This is a genomic window from Xenorhabdus mauleonii, assembly GCF_900113945.1.
Classification (GTDB): Bacteria; Pseudomonadota; Gammaproteobacteria; order Enterobacterales; family Enterobacteriaceae; genus Xenorhabdus; species Xenorhabdus mauleonii.
This window is the reverse complement of the sequence record NZ_FORG01000013.1, coordinates 65,720-84,918: the sequence shown is the minus strand read 5'-3', so window position 1 is coordinate 84,918 and position 19,199 is coordinate 65,720. Positions and strand designations below refer to the sequence as shown.

Genomic DNA, 19,199 nt, shown 5'->3' with positions numbered 1-19,199 from the left:
ATGATTCCGTTTGACAGTGAAACCCTCTCGCGCCTGGTCAGTGATTTTTTCTGGCCTTTGGTACGTCTGTTGGCGTTATTCAGCATAGCGCCGATTTTCAGTGAGAAACAAATGCCGATAAAAGTCCGGATCGGCTTGGCATTGATGATTACCGCCCTATTGGTTCCCAACATTCCCTCTCCCCAGATCCCTATTTTCTCCGTTGCCGGCATTTGGGTGTTGATACAGCAAATATTGATTGGGGTAGCATTGGGGCTCACCATCCAAATCGCCTTTGCAGTGGTACGCCATGCCGGTGAAGTTCTCGGGTTGCAGATGGGGCTTTCGTTTGCCACCTTCTTCGATCCTACCGGCGGCCCGAACATGCCTATTTTGTCCCGTATTCTGAATATGCTGATGATGCTGCTATTTCTGGCATTTGACGGACACTTATGGTTGCTCTCTATCCTTGCCGATACGTTCTATACCATCCCTATCCAAGCCACTCAGTTGAACCCGAAAGGTTTCCTGATGTTGGCCCAGAGCGCCAATTTGATTTTTGTCAACGGCATGATGCTGGCAATGCCCATGATCACCTTGCTGCTGGTTTTGAACTTTTCCTTGGGCATTCTTAACCGAATGACACCTCAGCTTTCTGTGTTTGTGGTGGGTTTTCCATTAACCCTGACGGTGGGGATTTTCACGCTTTCCCTGCTCATTCCGATGCTGGTGCCATTTACAGAACGGCTGTTTGGAGAGATCTTCGACCGTCTGGTGGTAATCATTAATGAGATGGTGCTATAAATTGCTTTTGAGACTTTGTTTTTAATACTTTGTTTTTAACACCTTGCTTTAAGACATTGTTTTTGAAACATCGCTTTTATGCTGGTTTCAACCAAACTATCCTCCCGCCTACACCCAGACGGGAGCCTACTTCATCCCCACATCAATTAATTAAAATTTGGCTGCCCATTAGAAGCGCTGACACCACCATCTATTGGTAAATTCACGCCATTAATGAAACTGGCATCATCACTTGCCAAAAATGCAATACCGGCTGCCACTTCAGCAGTTTGACCCGCTCTTTGCATCGGAATCCGATTATCAAATAGCTTTAAGGTTTCCTCGTCAAAGCGAGCAACCATGGGTGTTCTCACCAAGCTTGGGCACACCGCATTGACGCGAACCCCTTGTGAGCCATAATCCAGAGCCATAGCGCGGGTCAAGTTCACAACTGCCCCTTTTGCTGCACAATAATGCGCTCCCCCCCAATCACCCCCTAAGCCTGACACAGAGGCATTATTGACAATAGTGCCTTTGCTTTTCAGCAAATGCGGCAAAGCAAAATAGCTACAATTGATTACGCCATTCAGGTTCGTTCCCAATACATCGTTGCCTTCTTCCTGTGAGACACTCAATAAATCACCAACGACGTACAACCCGGCATTATTCACCAAAATATCTATCCGACCAAAATGCCGGATAGTTTCATCAACCATCTTCTTGGCTGACTCTCTGTCCGCAACATCGGTCTGGATTACCAAAGCTTGGTCCGATGATAATTCACTGCGTACACGCTGGAGCTTATCTGTATCCCGCCCTGCTAAGACGACAATAGCCCCCTCCTGTGAAAAGCGTTTTGCTGTCGCTTCACCAATACCGCTTCCTGCACCAGTAATAATGACTACTTTGTCTTTAAATCTCATCATTCTGATATCCTCATTAGCCTAATAAATTATTGGTTCGTCTAATAAGTGTCATTTCTAAGAAATGCGATCAGTTATTATCAATGGCATTTTTTTCTTCAAAAAAACAGATAATATAGCCTACATTCAACTGACCGAAATAAAAGGATATCAGATTTCCGGCCTGAAAGAAGTCAATTTTTTTGAACTCGTTCAAAGTCACTTAATAAAATCTCATCAACTTTTAGTTTAAAATAGAGATAATATCGAAAAGTAAATAAATCTTGCCTGAAATAAACTCAGATTAACATTTTTTAACATCATATTTTTTCACAGATCCTGAATAAAAATTGTTATTTATCATCATAATTAAACTTGAAATACGATGATATATTAATAATAAAACATTTAGTTAAAATACAGGGTGATTTAATGGTAACACTCATCCCATTTCTTGTTCTTTCTAAGTATCGCATTCATGATGTTCAGAACATTGCATATACAAACAATCGGCACCGTTATTTTAATCTTCTCCTGTCACTCGCTGCTGTTATAAAACGTCTTTAAGGCCGAGCTAAAGCGGGTTTACACCAATACGACCCTAGACAAAGTTGCCCGAACTGCGAAGCTTCGACGCCACCAAAGAGGCTCCCATCTGAAATATCATATGGTTGTCATACTAGCAATTTATATTGTACTTCTAAGACTACGCAGTATTACAGTCAATGCTGTTTATTTTGGCTTTTCATTTGAACAAACGAACAGGGATACAAATAGATCAACCCAATATTATTGCGCAAAAAACAATTTTAATAAGTTATTAAAGTGAGAATGAAATTTATGATAAACCTATTAAATAATCATTCTTGGAAAAAACATTACAAATCAACGAATGAGTTATTTAAATCAATATTCTCTTATTTATCCCATTGCAATACTTCACTTAATATATGATGCTAATACAGCAAAAAATCACTTAGGACACACTAAGTTCAACTTTCGTTCTGAAAATTATAAAAAATCCCAAACCATAATTTTCCCGAGTGATTATATTAACGAATAGAACTAATTTCCTACAAAGAATACCAGAAATTAAAAAATCGCCCCAAAATAGGGTTTATTGAGCCAAAGATAATATAGTAACAGCTTACACATAACTTAAGTTTTATGGCGCCCACATAATAACCAATTGTTATTATAACTAAAATTACAGTTTAATAGGTTATCCATTCAAGGATTCCATCATATTACTATAAGTTATTATTAAAAATTTAATAGAAACTGGTTGAAAATTATCAGGTGCTATATAATCTTAAATTATATCAATAACCCATCATATTTATAAAAATTATTGGGAAGATAAATGATAGAATTTAGAAAGTGCGGGAATGGCAATTTCAAACATAACTTGGATACCCTAGCATACTAATTACATTATTAAATTATAAAAGTTTGTAAAAAGAGATTACGATGAATATACTTAATATTATAAAAAACAATATGAACTTATCACACCCCGTTGAAGTATTGGAAACATTACTGATACGCTTATATTTATATGATAGCAAATCGAACAAAGATCTTTCATTAAAAAGCAATTTACCCATTCCTATAGTATCCGCATTTAAAAAAGAATTAATAAAATATAATTTTGCAGAAAATAAAGGTGTTTTTAAATTAAACCCCACAGGCATAAAATATGTTAAAAATGAACTGGAATATAAATCAGTAGATATCAATAAATACAATTTGCTCTCTTCCGATGAAAAACGTGAAGAGTTTAAAAGTGAATTATCCGCATTACTGGAACCTATATATAATAACAGACCACAAGTTAATGTCTTATTAGACCAAGCTCATGCAACAGTAGAGACATCAATAAGCAGGGTCATGTTATTACTGAATAACCCACGCGTATTTAAACAAAACATCTTATTCTTAGGCGATGATGATTTAACTTCTTTAGCCTTAATGATGGCATTTAAAAAACTGGGGCACTCTTCTTCAAAAAACATCTTTGTTAAAGATATAGATCAAGAATTATTGACGTTTATCCAAGATGTGGCGGAACAAAATGATTTTGTTATCCACACTGAATACTTAGATCTAAAAAAAGCCAATGTTTACCACAAAGATTTTGACATTATTTGGACAGATCCCCCTTATACGTTGAGTGGATTAAAATTATTCTTATCTCGGGCAATCAGTTTAGCTAAAAATGATAACAGTGAGATTTTGCTTTCATTTGGTCAAAAAAAACCAATGGAAAACCAAGAGATACAGCGATTAATCAATAGCCAAAATCTCCTTATCAAGAATATTTATCCACAATTCAATAAATATCATGGGGGAAGTATTATAAGTAATGTCAGTGACTTATATGTTCTTTCTGTGACACCACAAACCTATCCGATCATTTCAGGTAAAAGTGACTACTCCGATAAAATATACACAGGTGAATTAAATCCTCGTATAAAATTTTATCAATGTAAATCATGTAATAACATGATAACCATTGGGTCTGGAAAAAATATATTAACGATAGAACAACTTATCGAGGCAACGTGTGATAAGTGTCACGGCAATAAATTTCAATATAAAGGCCAAGAGAAGTTAAATCCATCAACTAATATAAGCCAACTTGGCACTCATATTATTGTGGATATGAAAGATTGCAATGCAGGGATATTGAAATCAGTCTCAGACATTGAAAAAATCATGCTTGAAGTTGCTCAAAAATTTGGATTGAATGTTGTTACTCATAATTTTCATCAATTCAAGCCTTGGGGTGTTAGTGGCGCATTAATATTGGCTGAATCGCATTTTACGATTCACACATGGCCTGAGTATCATTATGCCGCACTTGATTTATTTGTCTGTAGTGAGTTTAAACACCAAGATGAATTTATAACAGAATTGCATATGCAGCTTAATGCTCAGGAATATGAGTATAAAATACTCCAAAGAGGCGTTTAACTTTAAAACCAGAAAATATTTTCCTAACACCTTACCCAGAAAATAACTGATTGTTAATTAACTGAACGTGAAAGGCAATCAGTTACAAAATAATAAATGTATCTATACCCTATTAACTCCAAGTTTCAGGAAGCAACGTATTATCATCCCGCGTCGCGGGATGATAATACATGCACCTTGAAGTACGACGCGTATACTTCATCATAAAGCATGAATGGCATTTAATAAAATGTCAGTATTTCCTACCTTTCAGAACTCAGCTATTCCTCAATTTTTTACTTACCCGATCTTTAGCTAATTTCCTTCTATTATTTTGATTTGTGGCTTCCTTATCTTTATGTGTGTTGCCGAAAGATTTATTCATCATATTCTGTAGCGCTGACCAGAGCTTATTAACAGAACTATAGGTAAACATCATGGCAATGGGAATATCTACCTTTAATTTTTCCTTTAATCTCTCATTGGTTTGAACGATATCAAGCGAAGTCGCGCCCAGATCAAAAAAGCTTATATTCTCATCAAGGTTAACCAACCCCAGTTGATGTTCCCAGACTTCTAGAATGACTTTCTTTATCAAATCTTCGGTATAAGAAATTTCTGTATTGGATATATGCTCTTTATTATCTAATCTTAACAGTTCACTCTCTTCCATTCTGTCTTTTATTGGCAATACGGATACTGCAAATCGATTGGGGTAATGAGAAAGTATTTGAAGAAAGACTTCTTGCCCTTCCCGGTTAGTCAGGCCAACTGTTTTGTTGGTATCCAGTTTGTTTTTAGCGGCCATTCCCACCTCTAACCATCTGTCCCAAGAGATGGCGCTAATTCTGAACGGGTAATTAGGATTATCTGCAATAGCTTCTAAATACGCATTGGCAGCAACATAGGCTGACTGCCCATATGCACCATAATAAGCAAGTAAAGAAGAACAAAGCAGCATAGTACGCAAATTTTTGTCACTGAAATATGACAGCAAGTTATTCACCCCATTAACTTTGGCCGCCATGATGTCCCGATGCAATATCAGATTAGGTTGCACAATGAGTGCACCTGCATCAGATCCGGCAGCATGAATAACCATACTAAATGGCCCTAATTCGTTTTCAATAGATTGAAGCAAAGCATGAAGATCTTTTTTGCAAGAAACATCAACAGAATGGATATAAACTTCGCCGCCAAATTGCTCTATTTTTTCAATAGCCTCAATCTTTTTAATCGTTTCTATTTGTGCCGGATCTTGTTTTATTGAACCCCACTCAGCTCTCGCCGGGAATTTTGAACGGGATGACAACACAAGACGTGCGCGATACTGAATTGCTAATGATTCTGCCAACGTTAGCCCGATACCGCCAAGACCTCCACTGATAAAGACTAAATCACCTGTTTGTAATTCATGCTCTTTCTTAACCTGATTCAGGGAACCCGTCGATAACACCTTAAATTCAGGCACCCACAACTGACCATGTCTTATTGCGGCATGGTTATATTTATTAACACCATTTTTACTAAAACCGCATTGACCCGATTCAACCAGCCCGCGTATCAGTGAATTCAATCGATTGTCTGACACTTCATTTCCAGAAAAATCGATCTGCATAGTTTGGTGCTGTTGATGTTCATGGGAAATGGACTGAACCAATCCCTTTAATAGGGAAATGGCAGGATTAGGCCGTTCATATCCCAATACATCTTCAATCTCAGGGGTAAAAAGGACAAATTGCGCAGCCTGTAACTCAAGTCGATTTAAAATGACGCGAAGCGCCTCTACCCATTGCAGATAATGTTCAATAGGGTCATCTTGTTGCGGTTCATTTTCAGGAATGAGAATAAAAGTGCTGTCAGACAATGATGTTAATGGCTTAATTTCTTCTAACTTATCAATAAAAATGACTTTACTGTGCGACCACAATGTCTTGCTTAAATCCAGGTGATAAGAATTATTTGTTTGTGTACAGAGGATAAAAACTTGTTGATATTGCGCTTCTTCCCCTGCCAGAACTTTCCCTGCCTGATAATAAAGTTCCCGTTGCCAACCCGGAGAGTAAAGTTTATTTTCATTCGCCTGGCTGCTGCCACTGTTAATGTTTAAACCAGAAACTAATTTATCTCTTAGTTTAGAATATTCTGTTTTGGCAAACTGATACACTGGCATATGAATCAACCGCCCTTCTGGTTGATCGATATTTTTCCATTCGACGCCTTCTGTATTGCACCCTATTTTCCCCAGTTGGCGATAGAAATACTCATGATCATCATCAGTCAAATTAGGATGCTTAATCATGTTAATGATTAACGGCTTATTTTTACTCTCGTTTTGATAATACTTATGCACAAAACTGGATAACGTATTACCCGGCCCCATTTCGATAAATACGAGGTCATTAAACTCAGATAATGTTTCCAATCCCTTCAGGAAATCAACGGTATTTCGCTGATGTGCCAGCCAATACTCAGGAGATCGGATACTTTCCACAGAATGCCACACACCCGTTAAATTAGAAATCATGGGAATATTGGGGTGTTCAAAATTCACTGAGTTTAACGAATCCGCATATTTTGCTTGAATTTCCTCTATTGATCTGGAATGGAAAGCATGGGAGGTTTTTAATCTTCTGCAATAAATATTGTCATTTTGAAGGGATGATTCTAGCTTACCAATATTCCTTTCATTACCAGAGATAACAACAGACTCTTTGCCATTAATTGCCGCTATTTCAAGTTCTTCATTAAGATAATGACCTACCTGCTCTGCGCTCAATGACACGCTCAACATGACACCCGGTGACATTGTTTCAATGAGTTTTGCTCGCTGACTCACCAAATACAAAGCATCACTCAGTGAAAATACCCCCGATATTGTTGCTGCGACATATTCGCCCAAGCTATGCCCAAGCAAAGCAAAAGGTTGAAAACCTTTGCTCTGGAATAAAGACGTCATCGCATATTCAACAATAAAAATCGCTAATTGAGTTATCTCGTTAGAGACATTCACTTGCTCAGACGTATTCACAAAAAAGTCATACAGTTTTTGTCTAGAACCTTCCGGCAATAAAGATAGGCATTCCTGGCATTTCTCCCTGAATATACGTTCCTGCTGATATAATGCATAAGTCATCCCCGGATATTGTGTTCCTTGTCCTGGGTATAAAAAGACCATCTTTTTATCAGAATATTTGACCTTGCCGCGTATAAAATCAGATAAAGCATAATTTTCTTTATTCCCTGAGCAAACCAGTACAGAGCGATAATCAAAGTGTTCCCGTCCTTGTTGCAAGGTATAAGCAATATCAGATAATTTATATTGCTTCTCTGACAAAAATTTCAGCAATTCATTTTCCATCATTGATAAGCTGGCTTCATTTTTGGCTGAAAGCGGCAAAAGTGTAAGTGACCCCGGCGTTTCAGTTTCCACTATCTGATATGGCATTTCTTCAAGAATCACATGCGCATTTGTCCCGCCAATGCCAAAAGAGCTGACTCCGGCCCTTCTGATCGATTGGCTGTGCCATTCCTGGCTCTGCGTATTAATGTAAAAAGGTGACGATTCCAGCTTAATCTTAGGGTTTGGTGCGTTGAAATATTGATTGGCGCACAGCATCCTATTCTTCAACATTAACGCGGTTTTAATTAAACCGGCCATGCCTGCTGCGCTATCAAGATGTCCGAGAATGGATTTAGCCGACCCTATTGCGATACTGCCCGCGGGACAATCACCAAATACATTTTTTAACGCTGCCATTTCAATGGGATCACCGAGCTTAGTGGCAGTTCCATGAGCTTCAATATATGAAATTGATTTAGGATCAACTTTAGATACAGTGATTGCGCTGCGAATCACATCTGTTTGCCCTTCAATACTCGGCGCGGTATAACCCACTTTGCGCGCACCATCATTATTGATGGCACTTCCCTTGATCAGAGCAATGATCGGACGTTTTTCTTCGAGGGCTTGTTTCAAAGGTTGCAGGACAATGGCACCAATACCTTCTCCGCCAACGGTGCCATTGGCATGTTCATCAAAAGGACGGCACTTCCCATCCGGTGACTCAATCATGCCATCCAAATAGAGATATCCCTGCTGATTAGGTAACGTCAAAGCAGCGGCGGCCACTAAAGCCATCTGACATTCACCCAGCAATAATGCACGGGCGGCAATATGCACGGCAGTTAATGAAGAAGAACACGCCGTTTGTAATGCGACTGCCGGCCCTGTCAAACCGAGCTTATATGCCAAACGCGTCGCGGCAAAATCCTTCTCAATAAGACTAAATGCAGAAAATAAACCGACTGCATCTTGTTTACTTTCTTCATAAGCAGCCATTTGCCACTGCAACTGTGCACTGGCTGCCAAATAACAGCCTATTTTTCCTTTATAAACCGAAGGTGCTATACCTGCTGAACCCAATGCGTCAAAACTACATTGATGCAGGTGCCTGATTTGTGGTTCGAGTAATTCAGCTTCTCGCTTATTGTATTGGAAAAATTCAGCATCAAACATTAAAGGGTTTTCAATCACACCTTTTGCATTGACATAATTCTGGCTTTTATATTCATTCTCAGGAACCCCATTTTCAGCTAAAGTTTCATCAGAAAAACGGGTAATGCAATCATTACCTTCAAGACAGTTTTTCCAGAAACTTTCTACCGTTGGACTATTGGGGAATTGACAAGAAACACCAACAATCGCGATTTCCAAGCCCGTTAGTTTCTGAGGTATTTGATAATCAATCTGACTTTCTTTTTTATTCATAATATGTCGTCACCAATACAATAAATACACCACTGAAGTGAATAAAACTCACCAATATATTAATCAAACATGACTTTTATTTTTATTGCCAACGATGACTAATTAAACAGGCTTATCACCTTATCAAGTTGTCCCGATTGTTCATTCTCAAATGAATTATTTTCCTCTGTATTCCCATAAGATTCGATGAAATTGGCTTGTTGCTCTATCGTTGTATATTGGAACAACTCAACAACCTCAATTTCTTTATTAAAGAACTCATTTAATTTAATACTGAGTTGTAATAGCGTGTATGAAGAACCACCCAAATCAAAGAAATTGTCATGTACACTGATATTTTCTTGATTTGTTTTTAAAACATCAGCCCATAAAGATAATATATTGGCTTCAATTTCACTGCTGCAAGGTTTAAACTCACTATTTCTTACTGTACTTCTGGGATCAGGTAATTTTGACACATCAATTTTACCGCTATTGTTTTGTGGAAATTCGTCGACCTTAATGAAATAACTGGGGATCATGTAACTTGGCAGGTGTTTAGCCAAGGCATTTTTCAACGTTTTCTGATCAAAGGCAATATGGGTATAAATATAGGCGACCAGAATTTTATTATCTAAATCTTGAGAATTAACCATGACAAAAACATCACACACGGCCTCTGAATTCAGTTCAGATTCATTCAGTTGCTCATAAACTAATTTTTGCGTAATGGCTTCTATCTCGCCTAATTCAATCCGGTAGCCATTAATTTTCACCTGACTATCGCTGCGGCCAAGATAGATTAAACCATTTTCACCAGAATATTGGGCGAGATCGCCTGTTCTATAATATCTTTTACCGTCAATGATAATAAATTTTTCAGCTGTCAACGCTGGTTTATTGATATAACCTTTTGCCAGGCCATTTCCCGCAATGGCTATTTCACCAACGGCACCTTGAGGTAACTGCCTTAAGCAATCGTCAATCAATATAATCTCTTCTCCCGGCATAGGAAAACCTATCGGGATCGTGGATGTTTGAATATCACTATTCTCGTCAAATTCAAAAGAAGCAGACTGGACACAACACTCTGTAGGGCCATAAGCATTGGACGCGTTAGGCACCGACGCCCAACATTTGGCAAAGTTGCGCCAGTTGTGTTTTTCTAACAATTCACCACCAATCATCAGGTGATTCACGGTGAAATGAATTGCATTTTCAGCAAATTGCGTGTGGATCATACGCAAATGTGTCGGAGTACAATCTGCAATATTGATGGCTCTTTTACGCCAAAACTCAACGACACTTTTTCCATCTCGCCTGACAGATTCCGGTACTATATGGAGAGTGTGACCGAGCAACAACGCAGGATATAACTGTTGTACTGAGGCATCGAAACTCAATGCAGACATCATTGCGACATTAAGAGGAGTTTGAGCTTGATAACGTTGATAAACCCGATCATGCAGCCCGAAAACCAAATTGATTACAGCCGAGTGAGGAACTTCCACACCTTTCGGTGCTCCTGTCGAACCTGAAGTAAAAATAATATACGCTGAGTCTTCTGCTGTTATATGCCGTTTTTCGCTGGCATCAATATCAGTATTAAGCTCAAGTGGCGCATAAACAACATTCTGACAATTTTCCAGCTCACAAACCGTTTCATCAGAAACAATTAAATACTGAATATCAGCGGTTTCTTTAACATATTTTTTTCGTTCCAGCGGCCAATTGATATCAAACGGGCAATATTTAGCACCTATTTTCAGAACTGCCAACATAGCGGCAATGGCTGCACATGAACGGTTCATATGAATGCCAACCGCATCATATTGTTTAATACCCTGACTTAACAACTGAGATGCAAAAAATGAACTTAATTTATCTAGCTCGCTGTAATTGAGTGACGAACTTTCATCCGTTATTGCGGTACGCAAAGGGTGTATTTTCGCTTTTTCCGCAAATAGAGAGTGGATAGTAAAATGATGTTCAATCTTAGGTGACAATGGATCGGTATATTGGCCCGACTCCCCAGCTAATTTAAGGGTACTGAGCGTCTTTTCAGAACGAATCTGCTGTACCAATAGCTCTACCATCTTCATCAGTTCATGATAATAACTGGCAGAATAAGGAGAACGGATTTCACAGCTAATTATTTCGTTATCATGTTCAAAAAGTAATTGCGAAACAGATAAATCATCAATTTCTTTATTCACTGACTGACAATTTTTCAATAAAACACAAGACGTAAAAAACTTAGATTGCGCACAAACATCCTGAAAGGAATCCAATCCATGCTGCAATAAATCATGGATACTTTTAGATACCGTTTTTATAAGCCCGACCAAAGTTTGATCAGATTCATACTTTGCCGGAACACACAGTATTTTTGAACACTCATCATCATCCATGTAATTGGTGGTCAGAATTAAAGAGTTCTTACTTCTTTGCATCACTGATTCGGCAAACCCAAACAACGATAAAAGAAGAAGACTTAATCGCTTATCTGAATTATTTGCCATAAACAAGAGGTTTTTTGATGCTTCATGTGAAAGTGCTATATTTTGTATATTGACGCCTTCATTATTGAACCTCAACGATTTTTCAAATTCTGATGGCTCATATCCATTAATGACTTTCTTCCAAAAATAGACTTTATCCACGTTTGTATTTAGCTCATCTCTTACATTCATAATATAAACACTCTATCATTTAATTTCTTTCACTCTATCGATAAGACTGACTAAAATTAATTATCGTGATAAATTTCATGGGCATTTTCAATCCCCATGAAAACTTTAGATATAGATAAATATTTCTCAGAGAAAACAAGGGTGTTTCTCATATCCTGCAACATGCAGTAATAATCACTTAAATTTTCCGTTTCTATAATCACAAAATCTTGAAACTCTGCCGTAAACCCTTCTGTATCAATCGTTCTTAAACTAATGGTTGAATGGTATTTTTCCAGAATTTCAGGCAATGATGTATTTTGCAATTTCTTCCGTTCATGTCTCGTTAAAGCATTCCATTTATCATGAAATACCAATGTCCAAATAATGACATATTTCATTTTATGTCCTATATAATTTCATCTAATTCGAATGTGATTTTGTCGATGACATCATTTTTATATTTTTGTAGATAAAAATGATCCCCCGGAAGTTCATAAATTGTGCACGAACCTAAGATGTATCTCGACCAGCCTTTCATTATTTCATAGCTAATCTCTTGATCATCTTTACTGTAAAACAGACTCACCGCTGTTTTATCATCAATTTGAGATTCACTCATGTCACAATTATCAATGACTTTAAAATCCGCCCTGATTATGGCAAGCATCATTTGCAATGCAGGTTTATCTTCCTCTAATTCACTGATATCACTCAATGTTTTCAAATAATCCAAAAATGGCTTATCTTCCATCATATGATATGTGTCTAACTCGGCCTTCTTCATGTATGCAGGCTTAAAAGCAGATAACCCTATCCATAATGGATGAATACAACGTGCTTGTAATTCCAGCGTCAACTCATAAGCAATCAATGCCCCCATACTATGACCAAAAAACGCAAATGGTTTATCAGTTTTAATCGTCGACAATAATTTATCGATAATTTCTTCCATCGATTCCAGACATGCTTTCCCAAAACTTAAACCCCTGCCTGGAAGCTCTATCGCAATAAACTCTATCCAGTCCGGCAATTCACGTTGCCATCCGCGATAGAGCATATGCGATCCCCCTGCGTGATGAAAAAGATATAATCTTAATTTCGCATTGACAGGTTCATTTAAATGAATTTGATCTAACATATTAGAAATCCATATTATTTGAATTTATCAGCCATTATTACCCCAGGATGAATAGCAAGTATTCATCCTGGGGGTTATTTTTACTGTGGCTTAATAAAATATTGTTATATTCATGGAGACGTGACAATGGCTAGAAATTGAAATCAAATAAATCGCCCTCTGCCTTTTCACTCTCACGCTTCTCATGGCCTATATTCAATATCTGTTTGATTGCTGTATCCGGATGGGAAACAATATTGTTCAACAACATCAAATATCTCTTTTTAAAATACGCTATCGTTTCCTCTTTAAATAAATTCTTTTTGTATTCAATATTGAATTCATAACCCTCAGGATTTTCCTTCACAAAGAAAGTGATATCGAATCGGGTATTTTTCTGATTAACCTCATAACGAGAGAATGTAACCTCAGGCAATATAAAATCAGCCATACCAATATTCATATAGGAAAATACCGTATCGAAGATCGGTGTTCTGTTTAATCGTGGCTTGATATTCAGCTCTTTTACCATATCCTCAAACTGAAAATTAGCATTTTCAAATGAAATTATTGTGGTGTCAGCAACATTCTTAACAAAATGATTAAATGATAATTCATTTTCACATTTAAAGGTGATCGGCAGCAAATTAACAAACATACCGATAATATCTTGCAATTCACTTTGTGGCCGTCCCAATATTGGCGTGCCGACTGCAAACTCACCCTGCCCGGAGATATCTTTCAATAAAAGAGCGTAAGATGAAATGAACAGCATGAATTTGGTGATATTCTCCTGTTCTGCCAAAGCATCAAGTTGATCACTCAACTCCTTTCCAATAGCAAAGTTTATCCAGCCGCCTGTGTTGCCTGCTTCATTTGTTCGGGCATAATCTGTCGGTAATTTAAATTCAGGCAAATCTTTTAAATTTGATAACCAAAACTCTTTCTGCTTCAATATACGGCTATCATTTAACATTGCTTGTTGCCAGACAGTATAATCTTTATATTGTATTTCTAAAGGCGTTAGCTCTTCACCTTGATAAATACTTAAAAAATCCCTGACAAAAATATCTTGAGACAATCCATCTGAAATAATATGGTGTAAATCCAAGAAGAATATATATTGTTCTTCTCTGATTTCAAGCAAAGTCACTCTGATCAGAGGTGGTTCATTTAAATTAAACGGTTTAATCAAGCTATTAACTTTAGCGTTTATTTCATCATCATTCATCTTGGATGAATCGAGTTTTAAATAATCGATATTTAATTCAATGTCATTGTTAATTTTTTGTCTTGGCTCTCCGTCAGATAAAACAAATGACGTTCTCAGTGAATCGTGCCGTTTGAATAATAATTGAAGCGTTTTGTTAAATTTATCTTTATCTAATTTGCCGATAACATTAAACGCAGCGACTTCATTATAAGCAACGGAATCTTTGTTAAATAGCTGTTGCAGATAAAGCCTGCGCTGGCCGGAAGATAATGGATAATGCTCTTGTTCCGCTGCCGGGCATATTATTTGATACTCTGATTCCGACTGAGAGCCGCATAATATGGCAATATCCTCTATTGTCGGGTTTTTAAAGAAATGTGTTAATGAAACATCTATCTTACAGCTCTTGTGAATGCGTGATAATAATGTGATTGCTTTAAGTGAATTTCCGCCCAGCTCAAAGAAATCATCTTTTAAACCAATAGGTTTGATTCTTAAGAAATCTTGCCAAATTGAGACTAATTTCTCTTCAATTTCACTATTTGGCACAACATACTCAACATCTAAATCGGGCCTGGCGGAATAATCCTCATTCTGCGGCCCTGCTTCATTATCATGGATAGAAGGCGCTGACCATTGGGCAATACGTGCATTGATATCTGCCGTTGAAATGACAACAGCCTGCCTTTCCTGATATTTGAGTACATCTTCTAATAAAGAAATGCCTTCGTTTCTCGTCACAAGCAAGTGTGATAAACTGCTTCCCACTTTTTCGTTAATTTTATCTTTTTCAGCTAATTCCCAGCCATCCCAGTTAATTAATGACCAAGTTTTCTGATTCTTCCTGTTATGTTGCAACACAAACTCATCTAAATAAGCGCTGGCGGCTGCATAGGCATAAAACCCGACGCCACCGAGAATCGGGGCTAAAGAAGAAATAACCAAACAAAAATCATAATCAATAGGTTCTAAAACCTGTTCTAATACCGTTATCCCTTTTTGCTTTGGCACCAGATGGCTGTCAATATATTCCATCTCTGTTTCACTGATAGACCTAAATGATGCATCATCGGTTAAACCCGCCAAATAGAAAATGCCATCAATACCGCCATATTTGGACATCATGTCATTGACCAGTTTTTCCATTGCAACACGATCGCTTGCATCCACCTGAACAAATGCTAAGTCAGCGGCAGTTTCTGCTACGGATTGCCATTTCTGATCATTGGTATACTCATATTCAGACCGTGAAGAAATGACCAAGCGGGCATGATATTCTGTTGCAAGATATTCAGAGAATGTATGGCCGATAAATCCTCTCCCACCAATGAGTAAATATACTCCCTCTTTTTTCAGGCCAGGAAGGTTATCTTTAATAAAAGGGCTGTAGGGTAAAAACGTTTCAGTCCATCTTCGATTATTTCTGTAGATAACCGTTTTATTCCCACCCGCCGCTATTTCGCGCATTAATATTTCGGCAGAGCAATCATCAAAATTGCCAACGTCTATTGCGCGGCAATCCACTTCGTGAAATTCTTGCCGAATAACGGTGCTGACAGCCAATATCGCGGCAGCCCGTGGATCAATCTCTGGCTCGTTGCAAACTTCACGTGCATTTTGAACAAGTAAAGTGATACTCGTGAGTTTATTGATATGACAAAATGCGCGGTGTGATTTGATTAAATAGAGAATCGAAGCCAATTGTTCATTAACCAGCAGATTTCCCCCTGTGCAATCGATGATAATCTCTTCAACAGGAGCTTCATTCTTATTAAGAAACTTGAATAGATTTTCATAATCGTCTGCGTGAAGAGCACGAATAGTACTGGGTATTCCAACCTCAAATCTGCATTGTGAATCAACCCTAACCTGCATAAGTTTAGGGTAATGATTAATTAACTCTTGTTCATAAAGAGTGCTTTGCTCAGAACGCTCGCCCAATTTGAATAACAATGCGGTTTTGGCATGTTTATTTTGCTTCGAATATTTCAGAATATCTTGCTGCCAGACTGATTGATAAAACCAATCTGATCTATTTTCATTTTTAATAATCGAATTCTGACCTGTTTCGTTGCTTTCATGATTACCGGAAAACAGGTGTAAGAAATTGGCGTTTTCAGGCCAGTAAATACTTCTGTCAAACGCATAACCTGGCAGGGAAATACGTTTATAATCCAGCGATGGGCGTGTTTTGTCCCATTGGACTTTAACGCCTTGCTGCCATATTTTTCCTAAGCCAGACCAGAACAAATAAGGTTGGGTTGCAGCTTTATTATCTTCCGGCAGCAATTGAATAATGGCTTGGGCATTTTCCGGTAATGTATATCGGCGAACCAGATTAACAAGATCCCTTCCCACACCAACTTCAAGTAATACATAATGCTTACTGCTATGGAGAATATTTTCGATTCCCTGAACAAAACACACAGTCCTTTCTGCTTGTTCCGCCCAATATTGAATTGATTTTGCCTCTGCCTCAGACAGAACCTTGCCGGTCACAGACGACATAATGGCTGTTTTCGGAGCGCTTAACGTAAAGCCAGAAAGTATTTGCAACAACTCTTTATTTATTTCAGCCATTGCAGGGGAATGGGCGGCATGTTTAGATTTTATGGCTGTCGTTAAAATACGTTTTTTCTTCAATATCTGAGAAAAAGCGTCAATGGATTTTTCATCGGATGAAACGACACAAGAATCTTTATTGTCTATCGCAATAACAATGTGCTCAGGGCAAAGCGGCAATACTTCTCCGGCAGGCAACGGGATACTCAGCATTGCACCCGTAGGCAGGTTTTGCATAAGCTGCCCGCGCCTTACGACAAATTTTAGCGCATCTTCCAAGGTGAAAACTTCAGCAATGGTTGCTGCAACCAATTCCCCAAAGCTATAGCCAATAAGAACCGAAGGTTTTATTCCATTATCAATCAAGCAATGGGCAAGCGCATATTCGATAATGAAAATGGCGGGCTGTGCATATTGTGTCTGGCTAAGGTAATCATTATTACCGTTCTCAAACCACTTATCCCGGAGTGATTCACCAAGATATTCTGAAGCCAGAAGTAAACAGGCATCCACTCTAGAACGGAATGATGGATGGTTTTCATAAAGTGATAATGCCATGTTTGTATATTGTGCTCCCTGGCCCGGGAACATAAACACGATACTCTGCTCTGCATCTTTTGCTTTTACCGGATTGGTTGTTGCCCTTTCCAGCGCGGTACAGAGTTCTTGGGATGTTGAACCAGTAAATGCTTTGCGATAGCGGAAATGTTTTCTCCCTTCCTGCAAAACATAGGCAACATCCTTTAAACGGTACGAATTCGAATCTTTCAGCACGTTAAGCAAATTCTGTTGATTATTCTGCAACGCTGCAGGCGTTTCGGCTGAGATTAAAAATACATTGGGAGATTCATCCTCTGGCATATGTTCTTGGCTGTCAGCTTCGGCAAGTACAATATGTGCATTCGTGCCACCAATACCAAACGAACTGACCCCTGCCATTCTCTGTTTACCTTCAGGAACGGCCCATTCCATCGGACGATCAACAACTTTAAACGGAGTTTCGTCTAAATATAATTTATCATTCGGTTTTTTGTAGTGCAGAGTCGGTGCCAACTGTTTATTCTTCAATGACATAACAGTTTTAATGACGCCCGCAATTCCTGCGGCTTCATCTAAATGGCCGATATTGCTTTTTACCGCACCTAGCCAACAAGTCTGCTGAGAATGCTGGAATACACGAGCCAACGCCGTGACTTCAATGGGATCGCCTATTTCAGTTGCAGTCCCGTGGCATTCTATGTAGCTGATATCTTCAGGTTCAACACCCGCCAGCATTTGTGCATTGGTAATAACTTCAATTTGCCCTTCTATACTTGGCGCCGTGTAGCCGACTTTACGTTGCCCATCATTGTTGACTGAGGTGCCTTTTATAATCGCATGGATGTGATCATTATCCTCTAAAGCGCGATCAAGCAACTTCAGCAGCAGAATCCCAACGCCATTGCCGCCGACAGTACCGCCTGAATCCGCATCAAATGGCCGGCAATGGCCGTCTGCTGAACGGATCATTCCCTTCTGGTACGTATAACCAGATTCCTGGGGCAATGAAAGGGAAACGCCCCCCGCCAAAGCGAGATCGCAATCGCCGCTTAATATTGACTGGCAAGCGGTATGGATGGCAACCAGCGACGTTGAGCATGCCGTATGGACGGACATGACAGGCCCATTGAGGCCCAATCGATAGGCTATGCGGGTAATAACCGATTCCGGGAGGCTCCAATTGACAACATCAAATATTTCAGCTGGAGTCAGCGTCTGTTTTAACTGATTAGAAATCCACGGTAAATTGAATGAGGTTCCGGCGAACAAACCTACCCTGTCCTGCATTTCACCGGGGACATAAGCTGCATCTTCTAAGGCGTGCCAGCAGCATTCATGCAATAGCCGACATTGGGGATCCATTTTATCAACTTCATCTTTGAGATAACCAAAGACGTTATTGTCAAAGGACTTGTAATCTTTGAGTATGGCTTTAGCAGGTACAAAGTTAGGATCATTGATCTCTTCCTCTTTGTAACCATTCTTGATTAATTCTTCATGCGTAAATTTTCTTATACTTTCTTTTCCTGCAATCAGGTTTTGCCAAAACATTTGTGGTGTTGTTGCATCAGGAAAATTACAAGCCATTCCAACTATGGCTATATCGAATGAATTCGTCATATATTAAAAACCTAATTTATATCGATAAGTTAAATAACCGATGTCTAATTTAATATTTTAATCGGAGATAAAGACACTCTTGGAACCATTTACCAGAATACAG

The 19,199-nt window shown here is 38.5% G+C and carries 8 protein-coding genes; 2 read left to right on the top strand and 6 right to left on the bottom strand.

Annotated features, from left to right (window positions below):
- Positions 1-783: a flagellar biosynthetic protein FliR gene (fliR, locus tag BM100_RS13270; protein ID WP_092511704.1), complete on the top strand. Its 783-nt coding sequence runs from the start codon at positions 1-3 to the stop codon at positions 781-783.
- A 146-nt stretch (positions 784-929) separates the two neighbouring features.
- Here fliR and budC read toward each other — a convergent pair whose 3' ends face one another.
- Positions 930-1,685 (bottom strand): meso-2,3-butanediol dehydrogenase, encoded by a 756-nt coding sequence (gene budC, locus BM100_RS13265; RefSeq protein ID WP_092511775.1) that lies wholly within the window; start codon positions 1,683-1,685, stop codon positions 930-932.
- 1,449 nt (positions 1,686-3,134) lie between these two features.
- Between budC and speD the strand changes: the two genes are divergently transcribed.
- Positions 3,135-4,640, top strand: coding sequence for an adenosylmethionine decarboxylase (gene speD, locus BM100_RS13260; protein ID WP_092511702.1), 1,506 nt, complete (start codon positions 3,135-3,137; stop codon positions 4,638-4,640).
- A 256-nt stretch (positions 4,641-4,896) separates the two neighbouring features.
- On the opposite strand, the gene BM100_RS13255 is transcribed toward speD, so the two are convergent.
- The 5 genes from BM100_RS13255 to BM100_RS13235 form a co-directional block, all read right to left on the bottom strand.
- Entirely contained in the window at positions 4,897-9,390 is a 4,494-nt protein-coding gene (locus tag BM100_RS13255; RefSeq protein WP_092511700.1) for a type I polyketide synthase, read from the bottom strand.
- 98 nt (positions 9,391-9,488) lie between these two features.
- The gene (locus BM100_RS13250; RefSeq protein WP_092511698.1) at positions 9,489-12,062 is read right to left on the bottom strand and encodes a non-ribosomal peptide synthetase; all 2,574 of its coding nucleotides are present in this window, start codon (positions 12,060-12,062) and stop codon (positions 9,489-9,491) included.
- Positions 12,063-12,118: 56 nt separating this feature from the next.
- Entirely contained in the window at positions 12,119-12,442 is a 324-nt protein-coding gene (locus tag BM100_RS13245; RefSeq protein ID WP_092511696.1) for a darcynin family protein, read from the bottom strand.
- A gap of 8 nt (positions 12,443-12,450) precedes the next feature.
- Positions 12,451-13,182 (bottom strand): thioesterase II family protein, encoded by a 732-nt coding sequence (locus tag BM100_RS13240; protein ID WP_092511694.1) that lies wholly within the window; start codon positions 13,180-13,182, stop codon positions 12,451-12,453.
- A 130-nt stretch (positions 13,183-13,312) separates the two neighbouring features.
- Complete coding sequence (locus tag BM100_RS13235; RefSeq protein ID WP_092511692.1) at positions 13,313-19,096, bottom strand: type I polyketide synthase; 5,784 nt, start codon at positions 19,094-19,096, stop codon at positions 13,313-13,315.
- Positions 19,097-19,199 lie beyond the last annotated feature (103 nt).